The organism is Streptomyces sp. enrichment culture (genome assembly GCF_964272855.1).
In the GTDB taxonomy this organism is placed as follows: domain Bacteria; phylum Actinomycetota; class Actinomycetes; order Streptomycetales; family Streptomycetaceae; genus Streptomyces.
In genome coordinates, this window is the sequence record NZ_OZ186847.1 from 1834159 (window position 1) to 1849370 (window position 15212).

Below are 15212 nucleotides of genomic sequence, written 5' to 3' on the forward strand. Positions count from 1 at the left end.
AGGGGGCGCGGTTACGCCTCCCAAACGGCCGCCGCCGTACGGTCGTCGGCGTAGCCCTTCACCCGGACCTGGGTGTCGGCGAGGAACGCGGCGAGGCCCGGGGGCTGCGGGCGGGACCACCGTTCGGTGAGATGCGCGGGGAGTCCGGGTTCGCCGCGCAGGGGCTCGGCGAGGCCGGCGGTGCACATCAGGAGGACATCACCCGGTCGGGCTACGGAGGCACGGAAGCGGAACGGTTCGCGGGGTGGCTCGGGCCTCGGGTCGTACGGGCTCGGGGGTGTGGGGATGCCGAGGTCCATGGTGAGCCGGTCGCCCTCGGAGGTCTCGGCCGGCGGCGAGCCGAAGCCGACGACTGGCTCGCCGGTGACCTCGGTGACCGGCGGTTCGATGTCGTGCCAGACGCCGTCGCGCAGCCGGAAGAGCCCGCCCGCGCCGACACCGAAGAACACGCGGACGCGGCAGGCGGGATCGGCGGGCAGCAGCAGGCAGCGCAGGGTCGCCGCGTACTCCTCGGGGCGCAGCCCCTGCTCGACGGCAGCGCCGCGCAGTCTGCCGAGACTGCGGTCGGTCAGCCGGTGCAGGCCCGATTTCAGGTCGCCGCGGCGGCCGGCGCGGATGTCCTCGACGAGCCGCGCGTGACTGCGGCCGACGGCCCGGCCGATCCACCGGCACAGCTCGGCGGCGGCGTGGTGGGCGCGGGGCGTCGCCCGCGCGCCGGTGGCCATCGCCACCAGCACCAGCGACTGCTCCCCGGCGCCGAAGCGGGCGGTCAGCAGCGCGTCGCGGCGCGGTTCACCCCGGTAGCGCGCGGAGTCACCCCGCATGGAGACCGCGCGCAACGTGCAGGTTCCCTGCCGGGCGCCGTCCAGCACGGTGTCGGGGACGAGCTCGTCGAGGCCGTCGGGATCGACGGCGGGGAGCGCGGTGGGCTCGGGGTCGTAGGTCGGAGGCCCGGACCCGACGTAGCCGGGCCCCGCGAGACGCACGGGCGCCTCGACGCCCGCTCCCGCGCCCACCCGGCCGGCGGATGGCGGGGCCGGCGTGGGAGGCGGGGGCACGGGCGGCGTGGGGGCGGGGGCAGTATGCCGCCCGGTGGTCGAGACGGTGGGGCCCTGGGGCGCCGGGACGGCGGGCGTCGGCGGCCTTGGGTCGGGGGGTGGGGAGACGGCCTCGGGCAACTTGCCGCCGGTCGGGGGGTCGGCGGGCTCCGGTGGCGTGGGGCGGGGCGGTGGGAAGACGGCTTCGGGCGACTTGCCGTTGGTCGGGGGGCCGGCGGGCTGCGGCGGCCTCGGGCCGGGCGGCGGGAAGGCGACCTCGGACGCCTTGCCACCGGACGAGGGGCCGGCGGGCTGCGGCGGCCTCGGGCCGGGCACCGCCCCGGCCGACTCGGGCGGCCTGCCGCCGGGCGGCGCGGCAGCGGACGCCGGCGGCCTGGCGCTGAACGGATGAGCCGCGGATCCGGTTGGCCTCGCAGCGGGCCGGGGGTCGGCGGGCTCCGGCTGTGTCGGGGCGAACGGCGGGGCGTCAGCGGGCTCCGGGGCCCTTCCGGCGGGTGGGGGGACCGTGGGCGCCGGTGGGTCCGGTGGGCGGGGTGGGGCGTGACGTGGGTCGCCGGGCGGGTGTGGTGGCGGCTCGGAGCCGTGTCCGCCGTGTCCGCCGAGGGCGTCACCGGGCGGTGCCGGGGTTGAGCCGTCCCCCGCAGGGGCGTTACGGGGCGGCGTCGGGGACCAGCCGTCTCCCGCAGGGGCGTCACCGGGCGGCCTGGGGGACCATGCACGACTGATGGGCGCGCTGTCGGGGCGCGGAGCGGGTACGCGCGGCGGTGGTGGCGGTGGGTCGGCGGAGAGGGCTCCGGATGCGGAGGCGAAGCGGTCGTCCAGCGAGTCGGGCGTGCGCGTGGGGCCCGTGTCCTCGGTGGAGTCGTCGTACAACTGCCCCCACCAGTCGTCGGAGTGACCGGTGGGCCTTCCCCCCTGCTGGCTCATGCCCCTAATTGTCCACCGCGCGGGCCGCGGGAAAACGGGGCATCAGGAAAATCCCGTACACCGTGACATGTCGAACAGCGGTGCGGGCAAAGGGTGCTGGTGGTCGCCGGACGGCTCCACCCCCCACGGGAGAGCCGCCCGGCGACGGCGTGAGACCCGGCCCCGTCGGCGCCGGTGACCCCACCTTGGCAGAGCGCGAGGGGCTACGGCGATGATGTTCGGCGGCGGTTTTGCGCCGTGGCCGTTTCCCGCCACGCGTGGACACCGCGGGACGTGTCGTCGGGGAGGGGCGGAGCCTGGTGCTGGCAGCGATAGGGCTGGACGAGACGCACGAGTCGGCGTACCGCGCGCTGGTGGCGGTCGGCGCCGCCGACGTACCCGATCTGGCCCGGCGCCTGGGTCTCGGCGAGCAGGACACCGAGCGGGCGCTGCGCCGCCTGGAGCGGCACGGGCTCGCCGCCCAGTCCTCGGCCCGCCCCGGCCGCTGGGTGGCCGCCCCGCCGGGCGTGGCGCTCGGCGCGCTGCTCGCCCAGCAGCGGCACGAGCTGGAGAAGGCGGAACTGGCGGCGGCGCTGCTCGCCGAGGAGTACCGGGCGGCGGCCTCGGAGCCGGCCGTGCACGACCTGGTCGAGGTGGTGATCGGCGCGGCCGCGGTGACCCAGCGGTTCCTGCAGTTGCAGCTCGCGGCGAGCGAGGAGGTGTGCGCGCTGGTCACCGGCACCCCGGTGGCCGTGACCGGCATGGAGAACGACGCCGAGGAGCAGGCGGCGGCCCGCGGCGTGCGCTACCGGGTGGTGGTGGAGCGGGCCGTGCTGGACCAGCCGCACGGCATCACGGAGCTGACCGCCGCCCTCGGCCGTGACGAGCAGGTGCGGGTGGTGGACAAGGTGCCGACGAAGCTGGTCGTCGCCGACGGCTCGCTGGCGCTGGTGCCGCTCACCCACCTCACCGCCGAGCCGGCCGCGCTGGTCGTGCACGCGAGCGGGCTGCTGGAGCTGCTGTCGGGCCTGTTCGAGGCGGTGTGGCGGGACGCGCTGCCGTTGCGGCTCGGCGCGTCCGGTGTGCGGGAGGAGGGCCCGGACGGCCCCGACGGCACGGACCTGGAGGTGCTGTCGCTGCTGCTGGCCGGGCTGACCGACGCGAGCGTCGCCAAGCAGCTCGACCTGGGCCTGCGGACGGTGCAGCGCCGGGTGAAGCGGCTGATGGAGCTGACCGGGGTGACGACCCGGCTCCAGCTGGGCTGGCACGCGTACGAGCGGGGCTGGGTGGCGCGCGAACGCCCCTGATCCGGCGCCCGCTGCACCGGTCCCGCTGTACGGCTCCCGTGGGACTGCGCGCCGCGGCGGGCTCCGGCACCCTTGGCTCATGGGAGTGTGGGAGCTCCTGCTGGTCGGCCTGGTGATGCTGCTCGGCCTGTGCGGAGTGCTGGTGCCGGGTGCGCCCGGTTCGTGGCTGGTGTGGGCCGCGGTGATGTGGTGGGCGCTGAAGGATCCCCGGCCGGTCGCGTGGGGGGTGCTGGTGGGGGCCACGGTCGTGCTGTTCCTCGCCCAGGTGGTGCGCTGGGTGCTGCCGCCCCGGCGGCTGCGGGCGGGCGGTGCCACTCCCCGGATGACGGTGTGCGCCGGGCTCGGCGCGCTGCTCGGCTTCTTCCTGCTGCCGGTGCTGGGGGCGATCCCCGGTTTCATGGGTGGCATCTACCTCGCCGAACGCCTGCGTCTGGGCCGGTCCGGGGAGGCACGGGCGGCGCTGCGGGCCACGATGCGGTCGGGCGGGACGAGTGTGCTGGTGGAGCTGTTCGCCTGCCTGCTGATCATGGGGGCGTGGCTGGGCGCGGTGTTCTGGGGCTGAGCCCCCCTGGTCCCTACGGCTGGTGTCTCCCGCGGTCTCTACGGCTGGCCCCTGCGGCTGGCCCCTGCGGCTGGTCCCTCCGGCTGGTCCCTCCGGCCTAGGGCGGGAAGCCGATGTGCCGTGGGCGGCGGCGTGCTTGGCTGGGCGGCATGACCGAGTTCAGTGAGGCGGAGCGGGCGTATCTGAAGGAGCAGCGGCTGGGGCGGCTGGCCACCGTGGACCCCCGGGGACAGCCGCAGGCGAACCCCGTCGGCTTCTTCCCCCAGGACGACGGCACCATCCTGATCGGCGGGTACGCCATGGGCCGTACGAAGAAGTGGCGCAACCTAGGGCAGAACCCCCGGCTGTCCCTGGTCGTCGACGACATCGTGAGCGTCAGGCCGTGGCAGGTGCGCGGCATCGAGATCCGCGGCGAGGCCGAACTGCTCACCGGCCCGCACGAGCTGGGCCCGCACTTCAGCGAGGAACTGATCCGCATCCACCCGCGCTGGATCCACAGCTGGGGTCTGGACGGCGAGGCCTAGGCCAGGTCCTGGACCGGCACTCCCTCCAGGGTGAGCAGCCGGATCTTGCGGTCGAGGCCGCCCGCGTAGCCGGTGAGGGAGCCGTCGGCGCCGATCACGCGGTGGCAGGGGCGGACGATCAGCAGGGGGTTGGCGCCGATGGCGCCGCCGACGGCCCGTACGGCCGCGCGGGACGCGCCGATCCGCGCGGCGATCTCGCCGTACGTCGTGGTCGCCCCGTAGGGGATGGTGTCGAGGGCGGCCCAGACCCGCTCGCGGAAGGCGGTGCCGTGGGTCCGCAGGGGCAGGTGGAACTCCTTGAGTTCGCCGGCGAGGTAGGCGGTGAGCTGCGCGGCGGCCTCGCGGAACGGGCCGGGATCCTGCCGCCAGCCCTCCAGGTCCGTACGCCCGCCCTTCTGACCGGGCACGGAGAGGGACGTCAGGGCGCCGTCCGGGTCCGCGGTGAGGAGGAGGGTGCCAAGAGGGCTGTCGAGGTGCGTCCAGTACGTCGGCGCGCTCGGCCCGGCAGGCCTGGACGGTGCGGCAGACCCGGTCGGTGTGGTCGGTTCAGTCGTTCCGGTGTGCACGGTTTCTCCTACTCCCCTGCTGCTCGCAGGTGTCGTACGGCATACGAGCGCCAGGGGCGCCAGGTGTCGGGGACGTCCGCGCCGGGCGGGGCGACGTCCGGGTCGCCCAGGGCGCGGGTGCGGATGACGGCGACGGTGGCCGCGTCGATGCCGGGCAGCGCGAGCAGCGCGGCCTGCGCGTCGTCGCGGTCGGCGCCGGGATCGAGTCGTACGGCGCCGTCGGCGAGGGCGGCGGTGAGCGCGCCGAGGGGGCCGTGGGGCTCGGCCTCCGCGAGGACGGCCGGTTCGGGGAAGAGGTGGGTGAGGGTGCCGCACGGCGCGTCGAGCGCCTTGCCGTACCGCCGCACCAGGTCCTCGGCAGCGGTGCGCCCCACCAGCGCCCGTACGGCCAGTTCCTCCGGGTCGGCTGCGCCCGGTGACCGCAGTCCCGGCCGGGCCGCGACCAGCGGGGCGAGGCGCGGGTCGGCGCCCAGCCGCTCGTCGACGGCGAACGGGTCGGCGTCGAGGTCGAACAGCCGTCGCAGCCGCTGCACGGCGGTGGTCAGGTCGCGGGGGTCGGTCAGGTGCAGCCGGGCGTCGAGCCAGCCGCCGGTGGCCGAGCGCGGCGCGCCGGGGCGTTCGTCGACGGCGACGATGCCGGTGCCGTACGGCAGCCGCAGGGTGCGCCGGTAGGTGCGGCGGCCGGGCGAACCTTCGATCTCCTCGACGCCGGGCACGGCCTCCCGTGCCAGCAGGTCGAACACGCGCCCGGCCTGGTAGGGGCCCCGGTGGGCGAGCCGCAGCGGGATGCCGGCGCTGGTGCGGTTCGCCGTACGGCGGCCCTGGGGGGCCGCGGCCCGCAGTTCGGTCGGGGTCGACGCGTACACGGCCCGCATCGTGTCGTTGAACTGCCGCACGCTGGCGAACCCCGACGCGAAGGCGATCTCGGTGACCGGCAGGCCGGTGGTCTGCAGCAGGACGCGCGCGGTGTGCGCCCGCTGCGCCCGGGCGAGCGCGACCGGCCCGGCGCCCAGCTCGGCGGTGAGCTGCCGCTGGACCTGCCGCGCGCTGTAGCCGAGCCGCGCGGCGAGTCCCGCCACGCCCTCCCGGTCGACGACGCCGTCGCCGATCAGGCGCATGGCCCGGCCGACGACGTCCGCGCGGACGTTCCAGTCGGCCGAGCCGGGCACGGCGTCCGGACGGCACCGCCGGCAGGCCCGGAAACCGGAGCCCTGCGCGGCGGCGGCCGTCGCGAAGAACCGTACGTTGCGCCGTTTCGGCGTCACCGCCGGGCAGCTCGGCCGGCAGTAGATGCCGGTGGTCTCGACGGCGAAGAAGAACGCCCCGTCGAACCGGGCGTCCCGGCTGCGTACGGCCTCGTACCTGCTGTCTTCGTCCATCACACCGTCCAGTCTCCGCCGCGGCGGCACGGACCGCTGGCGGAAATCGGACACCGAGCCCGGTGCGGAAGCCGGCGCCACCCGATGGGCGGCCTAGCGCGACCCGATGGTGGCCTTACCGCCACCCCTTCCGCTTGGCCTCCACCGCCGCCCGGCCCTCCGCGTGCTTGCGCTTCCAGTCCTTGCGGATCTCCGACCGGACGCGGGCGTCGGTCTTGGCCACGATCCACTGGTTCTCGCGCTTGAGCTTGCGGTAGCTGTCCAGCCGCCGGGCGGGCAGTTCGCCGGTGTCGACGGCGTCGAGCACCGCGCAGCCGGGCTCGGCCTCGTGGGCGCAGTCGTGGAACCGGCACCGCTCGGCCAGTTCCTCGATCTCGGAGAACACCTGTCCGACGCCGGCCTCGGCGTCGTAGAGGCCCACGCCCCGCAGGCCCGGGGTGTCGATCAGCACTCCGCCACCGGGTAGGGCGAGCAGGTTGCGGGTGGTGGTGGTGTGCCGGCCCTTGCCGTCCACGTCCCGGGCGGCCTGCACCGTCATGACGTCCTCGCCCTTGAGGGCGTTGGCGAGCGTGGACTTGCCCGCGCCGGACTGCCCGAGCAGCACGGACGTGCCGGTGCCGAGGACGGCGGTGAGCACTTCCAGCCCGTCGCCGTCGAGGGCGCTGACGGTGAGCACGGGGACGCCGGGCGCGGAGGTCTCCACGTCCTGGACGAGGTGCGACAGCGTCACCGGGTCGGGGACGAGGTCGGCCTTGGTGAGGACGACGACGGGCTGCGCGCCGGACTCCCAGGCGAGCGCCAGGAAGCGTTCGACGCGGCCGAGGTCGAGTTCGACGGCGAGGGAGACGGCGACGATGGCGTGGTCGACGTTGGCGGCGAGGATCTGCCCCTCGGACCGCTTGGAGGAGGTGGACCGCACGAACGCGGTCCGGCGCGGCAGGTACGCGCGGACGTAGCGCGGGTTGCCGCCCTCGGGGTCGACGGCGACCCAGTCGCCGGTGCACACGACCCGCATCGGGTCGTGCGGGGTGACGAAGGCGGTGTCGGCGCGGACCACGCCGTCCGCGGTGACCACGTCGCACTGCCCGCGGTCGACACGTACCACCCGTCCGGGCAGGAGACCCTGGTCGGCGTACGGAGCGAGCTCCGCTTCCCAGCCCGCGTCCCAACCGTAGGGGATCAGAGGGTGCGACGAAGCGGAAGAAGCCGAAGGAGAAGAGAGATTCAAGGGGAACCCTTCACAGGGGCGGCCCCGGCCGCGCGCACTGGCAGGCGCGTAGAAGTGGGAAAGATCAGCCGGAGACCACGGAGGTGGAGTTGATGAACTTCTGGTTGCGGACAGCGCACATCACAGAGACAGCCATCGGTCACACCTCCCGTTTCTCACTCAGTCGACAGCGGCGGCCAACAGCCCGCGCGTGAAGCGAACCTCACCCTAGAGTCGCCCACATTCCGGCGCCACCGAATTTTTCGCGTCAGGTGCTTGTAGACGGTGTTGTGTGCACCCCTGCGAGTTTGGCAACCGCTGTCACTTGCGATCAGCTGCCGACGCCTCGCCAGCCGCGTCATCGATGTCGGCCAATGTCGAATGACCCCTTCGCGAACGGTTGGGCCGCGTTCTCGGGTCCGCGCCGGGTCGAGCACCGACATGTGCAGGGCAGCGACTCCCAGAACTTCGCGATCACGGCAGCGTCCCGCTGACAACGACGGGCCCGCCCCAGTCCTGTCGACGAACCTGGGCTGAACGTCGCCGTGGGCCACTGACCCGTCGGCTAGTCGGACGCGATCAACTGCGCTTACAGATGCGATCCATCAGATTGGCGGTGGCTCGCTGGATACGGGGGTCGACGTGGCCTGGGCGATCCAGAGCGGGGGACCAGGCGAAGGTACCGGAGGCGAAGACGAGAGCGCCGCTTGGGGCTTGGTAGAGGGAGGTCTCCTGGTGGCGGGTGACGCCCTCACTGTCCTGGTACGGGGAGTGGGCGAGAAGGATGCGGACCCGGTGCTCGGGCAGCCGCGTGTGCGGGAAGTAGCGGTCGGCCTCGCCCGCGACCATCCCGTCGAGTTCGTCGCCCTCGTGTGCGCCAGTCGCATCCCAGAGCCAGTGGTCGGCGTTGCGCACGACCATGGGGGACGGCTCCGGGACCCGGCCTGTGTACTGGACGCCGAGGAGCAGTTGCTCCGGCTCACCGGAGTCCCTCCACAGGGCGGTACGGCCCTTCGAGTCGGATCGGTACTTGCGGCAGCTGACGAGACGGTCGGGTTCGCCGGAGGGGGACGGATCGAGCTCGACCTGCCAGTACATGGTGTTGGCGGAAAGGAAGACGAGTGACGTGCCCTGGTCGCGGGCAGCCTCGACGGCCCTGCGCATGGCCGTCGACCAGCACTCGTCGTGGCCCGGGAAGACCAGGCCGCGGTAGCGAGTGGTGTCGACGCGGCCGGCGTGCAGGTCCCGGGCGTCGGCGTAGGCGATGTCGTAACCGTAGCGCTCGGCCCAGCGGATGAAGTCGTAGGCGTGGCCGACATGGAGGGGCAGGCCGGCGCCGGCGTACGGGCGGTCGAAGGAGACGGTCGTCGCGGCCTCGGACTCGTCGAGCAATCGGCCGCTCTCGTCCCAGGCGTGGTAGAGGCTGGCGCCGGTTCGCCCGTCCTCCGGGTACAGGTTGTACGCCTGCCAGGTGATGTCCGGGAGCAGAAGAAGAAGGTCCGCAGGCTTGTTGTCGCGCACGGTGAAGGGGACGTGGGAGCGGTATCCATTGGCGGTTGTGAGCACGGCCACGTACGCGCCGGCGTTCCAGTAGCTCGGGATCTGCAGGCGCCAGGAGAGCCACCAGTGATGGCAGGAGACCGTGCGATCGGCGGCAAGAGGCGGCGGCTGCGCGATCCCCGACAACCGCGGGCTGCTGGTGATCTTCGCGGCGCCGTCGCCGCCGTAGTGGCCGATCCGGTAGATGTCGACGCTGAACTCCTGGGGCGGGTCGACGGTGATGCGGAAGTCGATCGCCTCACCCGGCGCGACCGCACCGGGCGAGACGAAGCCCTTGATCTGACCATGCACGTCGTCGGCCGAGCGTGGACCGCGGACGCGGGCGTGGGAGACAGTCTCTCCACTGCTCTGGGCGAGGTCGATGTACCAGGGGACAACGTGACCGGTGTCGTCGAAGTACTCCTCGTTGCCTCTAAGCCAGGGCACAGGGCCCTGGCCGAAGGGATCGGTGACCGCGTGCGCCAGTGCACCCGACTCCCACCGACGCAATTTCACACTGGTCACAGTCGGTTCTTCGGCTGTGCCGCGGCCCGACAGGGGCGGCCTACGCGGCAACCTTGCACCGGGCGCGCTGGGTTCTGGATGCCGCAGGACAGCCTGGACCCCGTCGTTCTGATCACGCGGCTGGGACGGCTGACTCGGCCGAGAGGAGTCTGCCGCGGTGGGTCGGAGCACCCCAAGGAGTTCGAGTGTCTGGCGGGACGCAGCCGTCAGTGACTGCAAGGGTGCGAAGAGCGCCGTGTTTCCCTCACGATCGGAAACGGCGGAGGCTTGGGCACCGTCTGGCCCTGCTCGGTCGGCGATGTGCTCCTGCAAGACATCGTGGACCCGCCATGCGTCGGATTGGCCCAGAACCTTGGTCAGCGCGACTCGTACGTCTTCGCGGAAATGGAAGCTTGGACCGTCTTTGAGCAGCAGACCACCGCTGATCAGCTCGGCAACGTCGTCCGTCCCCGCCTCGGGCACCAGTTCCTGACGTATGAGATTGATCAACGGTAGTGTCAGATCACTGAACGGGGAGCAGAGAACGGCCAGTCGAGCTGCAGCTGGTGATGCCACGCGTTGGAACGAGTCGGCTAGGTCCGCCCCGGAGACGGGCTCAGCATCCTCGTGCGGACGGCCGCCTTGGGGGATCAGTAGAGCATCACAGCCCGGCGCGTCCCTCTGCATCAGGGTTCTGGCCCACTGCCCGAGCGCGTGCCGCGTAAGCCTGACGGCTGGAATCGGCACCCACTGATCGTGGGACCGCTTCCGCAGCACGTGGGGCACCAGGTGACTCAACTCCGTGTTCACAGCTCCAGGCACCGAAGCACCCACGCGAATCGTGGGGAGATCGAGGCCGGAGCGGGACCAGAGCCGGGCGGGGAGGGGAGTGAGAAGGGCGGTCGGACTGGACAACGCCCAGGCACGGAGCATGCGCCACACATTCGGCTGGCGCCAGCCGGCGTCGCTCCCGTCGGTGACCACGATCACGAGGGTGCGGCGGTTGGGCGCCTTGAGCTGATCGGGACCTACGGCGTCGCCCTGCTGATTGCGCAGCACGGAGCGGTCTCCCGAGGGCGTCATACGACACTGCTGGATGCGGCGGAAAGCTCCAAGCTGTTGAAGTAGACGAGTCAGCTCGGCGACGGCATGGTCCCACAAGGCCATGCCTGGTGAGTCGTCGATGACAAGGAGTACATCGAACCATCTCTCCGGCGCGGGCCGGAACTCCGGGATGAGTCTGCGCGTGAGGGTGAACGACCGGACGGTGGCCTCGAGGTCGAGTTCCGATTGCCGCCCTTGGGGCCAGCGCCGCTTGAGTGGGCGCAGGGCGTTGCCGAGGGCCAGTGTGCTGGGGAGAGCGTCTGCCTGACGGACCGGCACCTGTCCGTTGGACACCGTCCGACGGACACCGGAAGCCGACGCGTCGGCGAACGCCGTCCTGGTCGGGCCCTGGGCATCGGTCTGCACAGGCTCCGGCCTCTGCGGATCAGCGGCGGCGCACGGTGGCGAGTCGGTGTGACGCGCCGCCTTGCGGAGGCCAGCCACATGGCCGCTAGTGGAGTCCGGCGGTGTCGCCGTGGCCAGCCACAACGCCTCGGCGATGGCCGTGGCGTCGAGGCCCAGATCGAGTCGTAGAACGGACTGCACAAGCCCGTCGAGATTGTCAGCCACCATTGAGATCCTGCAGCAGCAGACGGAGTACGCGCTCGCGGGGTGCGCCGCGCGGCGCGTCATCACCGGCGACGACGAAGAGGGCATTGAGCAGTTGGTCGACGGCCAGGCTGTCGCCCGCTTGGATCCTGGTGACGAAGCCCCGCACGAGGTCGGCCAGCGGCGCGGAATCGGTCACATCGAGGCCGAGATGGGCCAGAACCACTTTGCGGATGGCCTCGTTGTCAGGCTTGGGCATGACGAAGCGGATGCACCGGCGGAGGAATGCCGCGGGGAAATCGCGTTCCCCGTTACTGGTCATGACGATGAACGGAAACTCGGCGCATTGGACTCGGCCTCGAGTGATCCGGTGACGTTCCTCGCTGTCCCACATGCGGACATCCACGTCCTTGCGGTTGTAGCGGGTCAGCTCTGGGATCTCGAATTCTCCGCGTTCGAGCACTTCGAGAAGGTCGCTGGGCAGATCCAGGTCACTTTTGTCGAGTTCGTCGATCAGTAGGCAGCGGGGCTTGGGCGACGGGATCATCGCTGTGCCAAGCGGGCCCAGCTGAAGAAAGTGGGCGATGTCATCCGCCGGGCGACTGGGCTGAGCCAGTTGTTGGTCATGGATGCGGCCGAGGACGTCGTAGCGGTACAGCGCTTCGCTCAGCGTGCTGCGGGATGTGATGTGCCAGCGTAGTACGGGGCCGAGCCGGAGTTCCTCGGCGACCGACTCGATAACCGTCGACTTGCCCGATCCGGGCGTTCCGGTGATGAGCAACGGCCGACGAAGACTCAGCGCCGCGTTCACCGCTTCCGGGAGGCCGTCGGGAGGCTGGAAGGGGATACCGAGTGAGCGCCGGGGGAACTCACGCCACGGTGGCGGTGCGCCCAGCGACACATCACGCGTGACACCGTCGCCACGGTAGTAAGAACCCCACGTCATTGATTTCTCCTTGGTGAAGCATGCGAGTGGCGTTTGACGCCTGCACAGAAGGCCAGCCACTCGTCGTCGTCCCAAATCGCACGTACGTCAGCCATGGGGTCGCTCTGGTCTCCGGCCCACCGAGCGCGGTAGGCGGCAAGAAAGCCGGCCGGTAGGTCGTTCCAGCGCTTGGCGACTTGAGCACAGTGCTCGGCCGACCAGCCGGTCCCGTCCGGCCACAGCAGGATGGGCGCGTACGACAGAAGCAGGTCGAGGAGCTCCGGGTCGCCACGGGGGCAGTCCAAAAGGCCGATCGGTTTCACGAGACAACCGTTCTGGAGTTCGTCCCGCAGCCTTTCGTGAGGTCTCACTTCGTGGTCGGCCAGCCAAGTTATGGGGCTGCTGCCGTTGTCATTCGCTGCGATGGCGGAGAGTCTCGCTTGTGCGTGCTTATTGATCCACCGCATTCCGGCCGGTGGATCGAGGCGGATGCTCCATCGGGTACGTACGTCGTATTGCACTCCAAGACGTGTGCCATTGACGGCTCCCTCGGGAGCCCACCGCAGCATGATCCTGCTGGGAACGGCCACTTCGATGCGCTGCAGACGCAGGTCGAGTTCCTCGGCCATGGCTTCGGCCCACTCGACCACCTCGATGAGCTTTGCCTCAGCACCGGCCTGGCTGGCCGTGCACTGAGTGAACACCGCGTGACCGTGGATGGCCCCGTCCAGGAGGAGCCACGCGGTCAGGCTTTCCGGCCAGTCTCCAGCCGGCGAGTCGAGGCGGACCACCAGCCGCAGACGACGTTCCCGACGGACTTCCCGAGCTCGGAGCACCGCATCGTTGTAGGGAACCAGCGCATCGATGCCGAGGGCCCACGACCGCAACTCGGGTGCTTCGAGGTCACATCCGGTGTCCTCGGCCAAAGCCACAACGAACCGCGCCAAGGCGGGTCGGCAGGAGCCGTCTTCCACGGGATGGTTGAGGGCGATGCTCTCCACCGCGTCTCGCGCACCGTCCAGAGGCCGGTGTGCCCGCGCTCCCACGGTCGCCATGGCGCGACGAAGCGCGGGCGTGTTGAGACCTGTCGGCATGAAGGAGTGCAGAAACGTGACGGTCTGCCTGGCGAGGAGCAGGCTGTCCAACGCTCTGGCTACGCGGACCTGCGCCGGCGTAGTGGGAAGGCCGTCGATCTCCCTCTGGAGGTCGCGCAGCGCGGTCGCTGTCCAAGTCCGGGGGAACTCCCTGTCCGGGAAGAGAGCGAGCAGTCCGATGGCCAGCTCATCCGTTCCCCGCTGGCCGACTGCCGATGGGGCGCAGCCGCCGGCTTGCCGGTTACGCGCCAGCCACAGCTCGGGGGCCGAGGAGTCACCGTCGTAGGAGGAGGCGATGACCCCGCACGTGGCCGCCCCGGCCCGTAGGCGCTCCTTCAGCACTCCCACTCCAAGGCGCTCTCCCCCGGCTGGTACGCCGCCCCACAGGAGTTTGGCGAGCCCCTTGGAGAAGTCCAGATCGTAGGCCCTCTGCTGGACGGCGGAAGCCATGAGCAGGTCGATCCGGGTCCGGCCGCTCCGTGCGCCAGTGGTGAGCTCTTCGATCGAGGGGTGTGCGGCTGCAGCGTTGCACGTGTCGATGATTGCGATGACGCCTCTCACGCCCAGCTGGTTGGCCGCCTGCCCCAGCAGATCTTTGATGTTCACGGCGGAGACTGCCACGCCCTCAGTAGACTGCCAGCCCATCAGATGCAACGTCGCGTGTTCGCCTGAGACCAGACCATGACCGAGAAAGGCCATGATCAGAGCGGCACCGTTTGCCGCCGCGTGCGCGATCGCGCCCCGAACCGCGATCCAGATCTCGTCGACATCAACACGACCCAGGAGCAGTGACCTGCCGTCCGGCAAGCCTGGGGCACAGTCGCCTATCTCGGGGTCGGCAAGTACGGCGACCAGAGAATTCGCGGCACTTTCCAGCTCCAGGAGGTCTTCCATTGCCTTGCACTGCGCGGCGACGACCAGCAGATGCCTACGCTCACCTGCTGTCATGAGGGTGCGGCAGTTGCTTGAAGAGCCTCGATCACTGGGCCGGCGACCGCTCCTTGACTCAGGTACTTGGTGGCCGTGTGCACCCAGAAACCGTCCGAGTCGACACGGGAGCTGTGAACACGCACTCCGTCGGCGTTCGCGCCGACGTCCGACTCCAGGATTGGTCTGGGCACGATGACGTCGTCGCGATCCCAAAAGTTGAGCCAGGAAGCGACACCGGGTGGAGTGCTGCATGGCTTGGGCTCCAGGTGCGGCCACACCACCGCGCGCATCGCCAGCGGTGAACCTATGGTCACCAGCAGCGGCACGGAAACCGGGAACTCGTGCAGCGTCTCGTAGGCCACCACGCTGCCCAGGGAGTGCGCCACCACGACCGACGGACCGGTGCCTATCGCCTGTGCCACCACACTTCTGATCAGGACATCGAGGGCGTTGCGGCTTCGTGCCAGGTACTGCGCCACCTGGTTGAGATCACGTACCAGGAACTTACCGCCGGCCCATTGGCCGCCTTTGCGCCAGGGCCCCGCATCCAGCAACGTCGTGCTCGCGTTGATGCAGGCCCGGACCACGTTGCCCGATCCCTGTGGCACGTTGCCCGCGGGACGCAGTTCGGCCAGGGCATGGCGGAGGGCGGACTCTTCATGGCGACTGATCGTTAGATCGAGGTGGGTCTCCATGATCTCCGCTAAGAGTCCTGCAAGGATTTCGGCCTCGGCATCCACCGACTCCGGACTGGCCGTCCCCTGAGCTCCGGGCTTGTGAAGCAGATCGCCGTAATACGCGAAGACGACATCCGCGAGGCTGCCCTCCACGAGCTTCGCTGCGGCCTTGGCATGCCCCGCAGCCTTCGCTCCCTGAGCCAGCGCCGCAGTCCATCGGTCACGGTCCAACTCGACCCGGCGCGGACCACCGATGCCATGGATGAAGACGAGCCGTAAGACCACCGGGCCTCCACGAACGGCAAAGGGGGAGAAATGCTGGCGACCCATGACCTTAGCCCAGCGCAAACCGCGACACCGCATGAAACAGCGAATTTGGAG

General features: G+C 70.9%; 11 protein-coding genes and 1 pseudogene. 3 read left to right on the forward strand and 9 right to left on the reverse strand.

Features of this window, described 5'->3' with window-relative positions:
• Positions 1-11 precede the first annotated feature (11 nt).
• Positions 12-1985, reverse strand: coding sequence for a protein phosphatase 2C domain-containing protein (locus ACSU6L_RS07930; RefSeq protein ID WP_437054933.1), 1974 nt, complete (start codon positions 1983-1985; stop codon positions 12-14).
• 299 nt (positions 1986-2284) lie between these two features.
• On the opposite strand from ACSU6L_RS07930, the gene ACSU6L_RS07935 reads away from it, so the two are divergent.
• The 3 genes from ACSU6L_RS07935 (at position 2285) to ACSU6L_RS07945 (ending at position 4357) form a co-directional block, all read left to right on the forward strand.
• Positions 2285-3271: a helix-turn-helix domain-containing protein gene (locus ACSU6L_RS07935; RefSeq protein ID WP_437054935.1), complete on the forward strand. Its 987-nt coding sequence runs from the start codon at positions 2285-2287 to the stop codon at positions 3269-3271.
• Between the two features lie 79 nt (positions 3272-3350).
• The gene (locus ACSU6L_RS07940; RefSeq protein ID WP_437054937.1) at positions 3351-3833 is read left to right on the forward strand and encodes a DUF456 domain-containing protein; all 483 of its coding nucleotides are present in this window, start codon (positions 3351-3353) and stop codon (positions 3831-3833) included.
• 149 nt (positions 3834-3982) lie between these two features.
• Positions 3983-4357, forward strand: coding sequence for a PPOX class F420-dependent oxidoreductase (locus tag ACSU6L_RS07945; RefSeq protein ID WP_437054939.1), 375 nt, complete (start codon positions 3983-3985; stop codon positions 4355-4357).
• On the opposite strand, the gene ACSU6L_RS07950 is transcribed toward ACSU6L_RS07945, so the two are convergent.
• From ACSU6L_RS07950 to ACSU6L_RS07985, 8 genes and pseudogenes are all read right to left on the reverse strand, one after another.
• Entirely contained in the window at positions 4354-4923 is a 570-nt protein-coding gene (locus ACSU6L_RS07950; protein WP_437054941.1) for a methylated-DNA--[protein]-cysteine S-methyltransferase, read from the reverse strand. The genes ACSU6L_RS07945 and ACSU6L_RS07950 overlap by 4 nt on opposite strands.
• 8 nt (positions 4924-4931) lie before the next feature.
• Positions 4932-6302, reverse strand: coding sequence for a bifunctional transcriptional activator/DNA repair enzyme AdaA (locus tag ACSU6L_RS07955; protein ID WP_437054943.1), 1371 nt, complete (start codon positions 6300-6302; stop codon positions 4932-4934).
• A gap of 115 nt (positions 6303-6417) precedes the next feature.
• Positions 6418-7530, reverse strand: coding sequence for a ribosome small subunit-dependent GTPase A (gene rsgA / locus ACSU6L_RS07960; RefSeq protein ID WP_437054945.1), 1113 nt, complete (start codon positions 7528-7530; stop codon positions 6418-6420).
• A 558-nt stretch (positions 7531-8088) separates the two neighbouring features.
• The gene (locus tag ACSU6L_RS07965; RefSeq protein ID WP_437064813.1) at positions 8089-9573 is read right to left on the reverse strand and encodes a N,N-dimethylformamidase beta subunit family domain-containing protein; all 1485 of its coding nucleotides are present in this window, start codon (positions 9571-9573) and stop codon (positions 8089-8091) included.
• A gap of 342 nt (positions 9574-9915) precedes the next feature.
• Positions 9916-11313: pseudogene (locus ACSU6L_RS07970) on the reverse strand (SAV_2336 N-terminal domain-related protein); the annotation flags it as partial.
• On the reverse strand, positions 11219-12151 hold the full coding sequence (locus ACSU6L_RS07975; protein WP_437054947.1) for an AAA family ATPase: 933 nt from the start codon (positions 12149-12151) through the stop codon (positions 11219-11221). The pseudogene ACSU6L_RS07970 and the gene ACSU6L_RS07975, both read right to left, overlap by 95 nt.
• On the reverse strand, positions 12148-14172 hold the full coding sequence (locus ACSU6L_RS07980) for a hypothetical protein (RefSeq protein WP_437054949.1): 2025 nt from the start codon (positions 14170-14172) through the stop codon (positions 12148-12150). The genes ACSU6L_RS07975 and ACSU6L_RS07980 overlap by 4 nt, the downstream gene beginning before the upstream one ends.
• Entirely contained in the window at positions 14169-15161 is a 993-nt protein-coding gene (locus ACSU6L_RS07985; RefSeq protein ID WP_437054951.1) for an alpha/beta hydrolase, read from the reverse strand. The genes ACSU6L_RS07980 and ACSU6L_RS07985 overlap by 4 nt, the downstream gene beginning before the upstream one ends.
• Positions 15162-15212: the final 51 nt, after the last annotated feature.

What these genes read in the sequence shown, in the direction of transcription:
- ACSU6L_RS07930 (WP_437054933.1), bottom strand. Translation starts at nt 1,985, where the DNA reads ATGAGCCAGCAGGGGGGAAGGCCCACCGGTCACTCCGACGACTGGTGG.
- ACSU6L_RS07945 (WP_437054939.1), top strand. Translation starts at nt 3,983, where the DNA reads ATGACCGAGTTCAGTGAGGCGGAGCGGGCGTATCTGAAGGAGCAGCGG.
- ACSU6L_RS07955 (WP_437054943.1), bottom strand. Translation starts at nt 6,302, where the DNA reads ATGGACGAAGACAGCAGGTACGAGGCCGTACGCAGCCGGGACGCCCGG.
- ACSU6L_RS07940 (WP_437054937.1), top strand. Translation starts at nt 3,351, where the DNA reads ATGGGAGTGTGGGAGCTCCTGCTGGTCGGCCTGGTGATGCTGCTCGGC.
- ACSU6L_RS07980 (WP_437054949.1), bottom strand. Translation starts at nt 14,172, where the DNA reads ATGACAGCAGGTGAGCGTAGGCATCTGCTGGTCGTCGCCGCGCAGTGC.
- ACSU6L_RS07985 (WP_437054951.1), bottom strand. Translation starts at nt 15,161, where the DNA reads ATGGGTCGCCAGCATTTCTCCCCCTTTGCCGTTCGTGGAGGCCCGGTG.
- ACSU6L_RS07975 (WP_437054947.1), bottom strand. Translation starts at nt 12,151, where the DNA reads ATGACGTGGGGTTCTTACTACCGTGGCGACGGTGTCACGCGTGATGTG.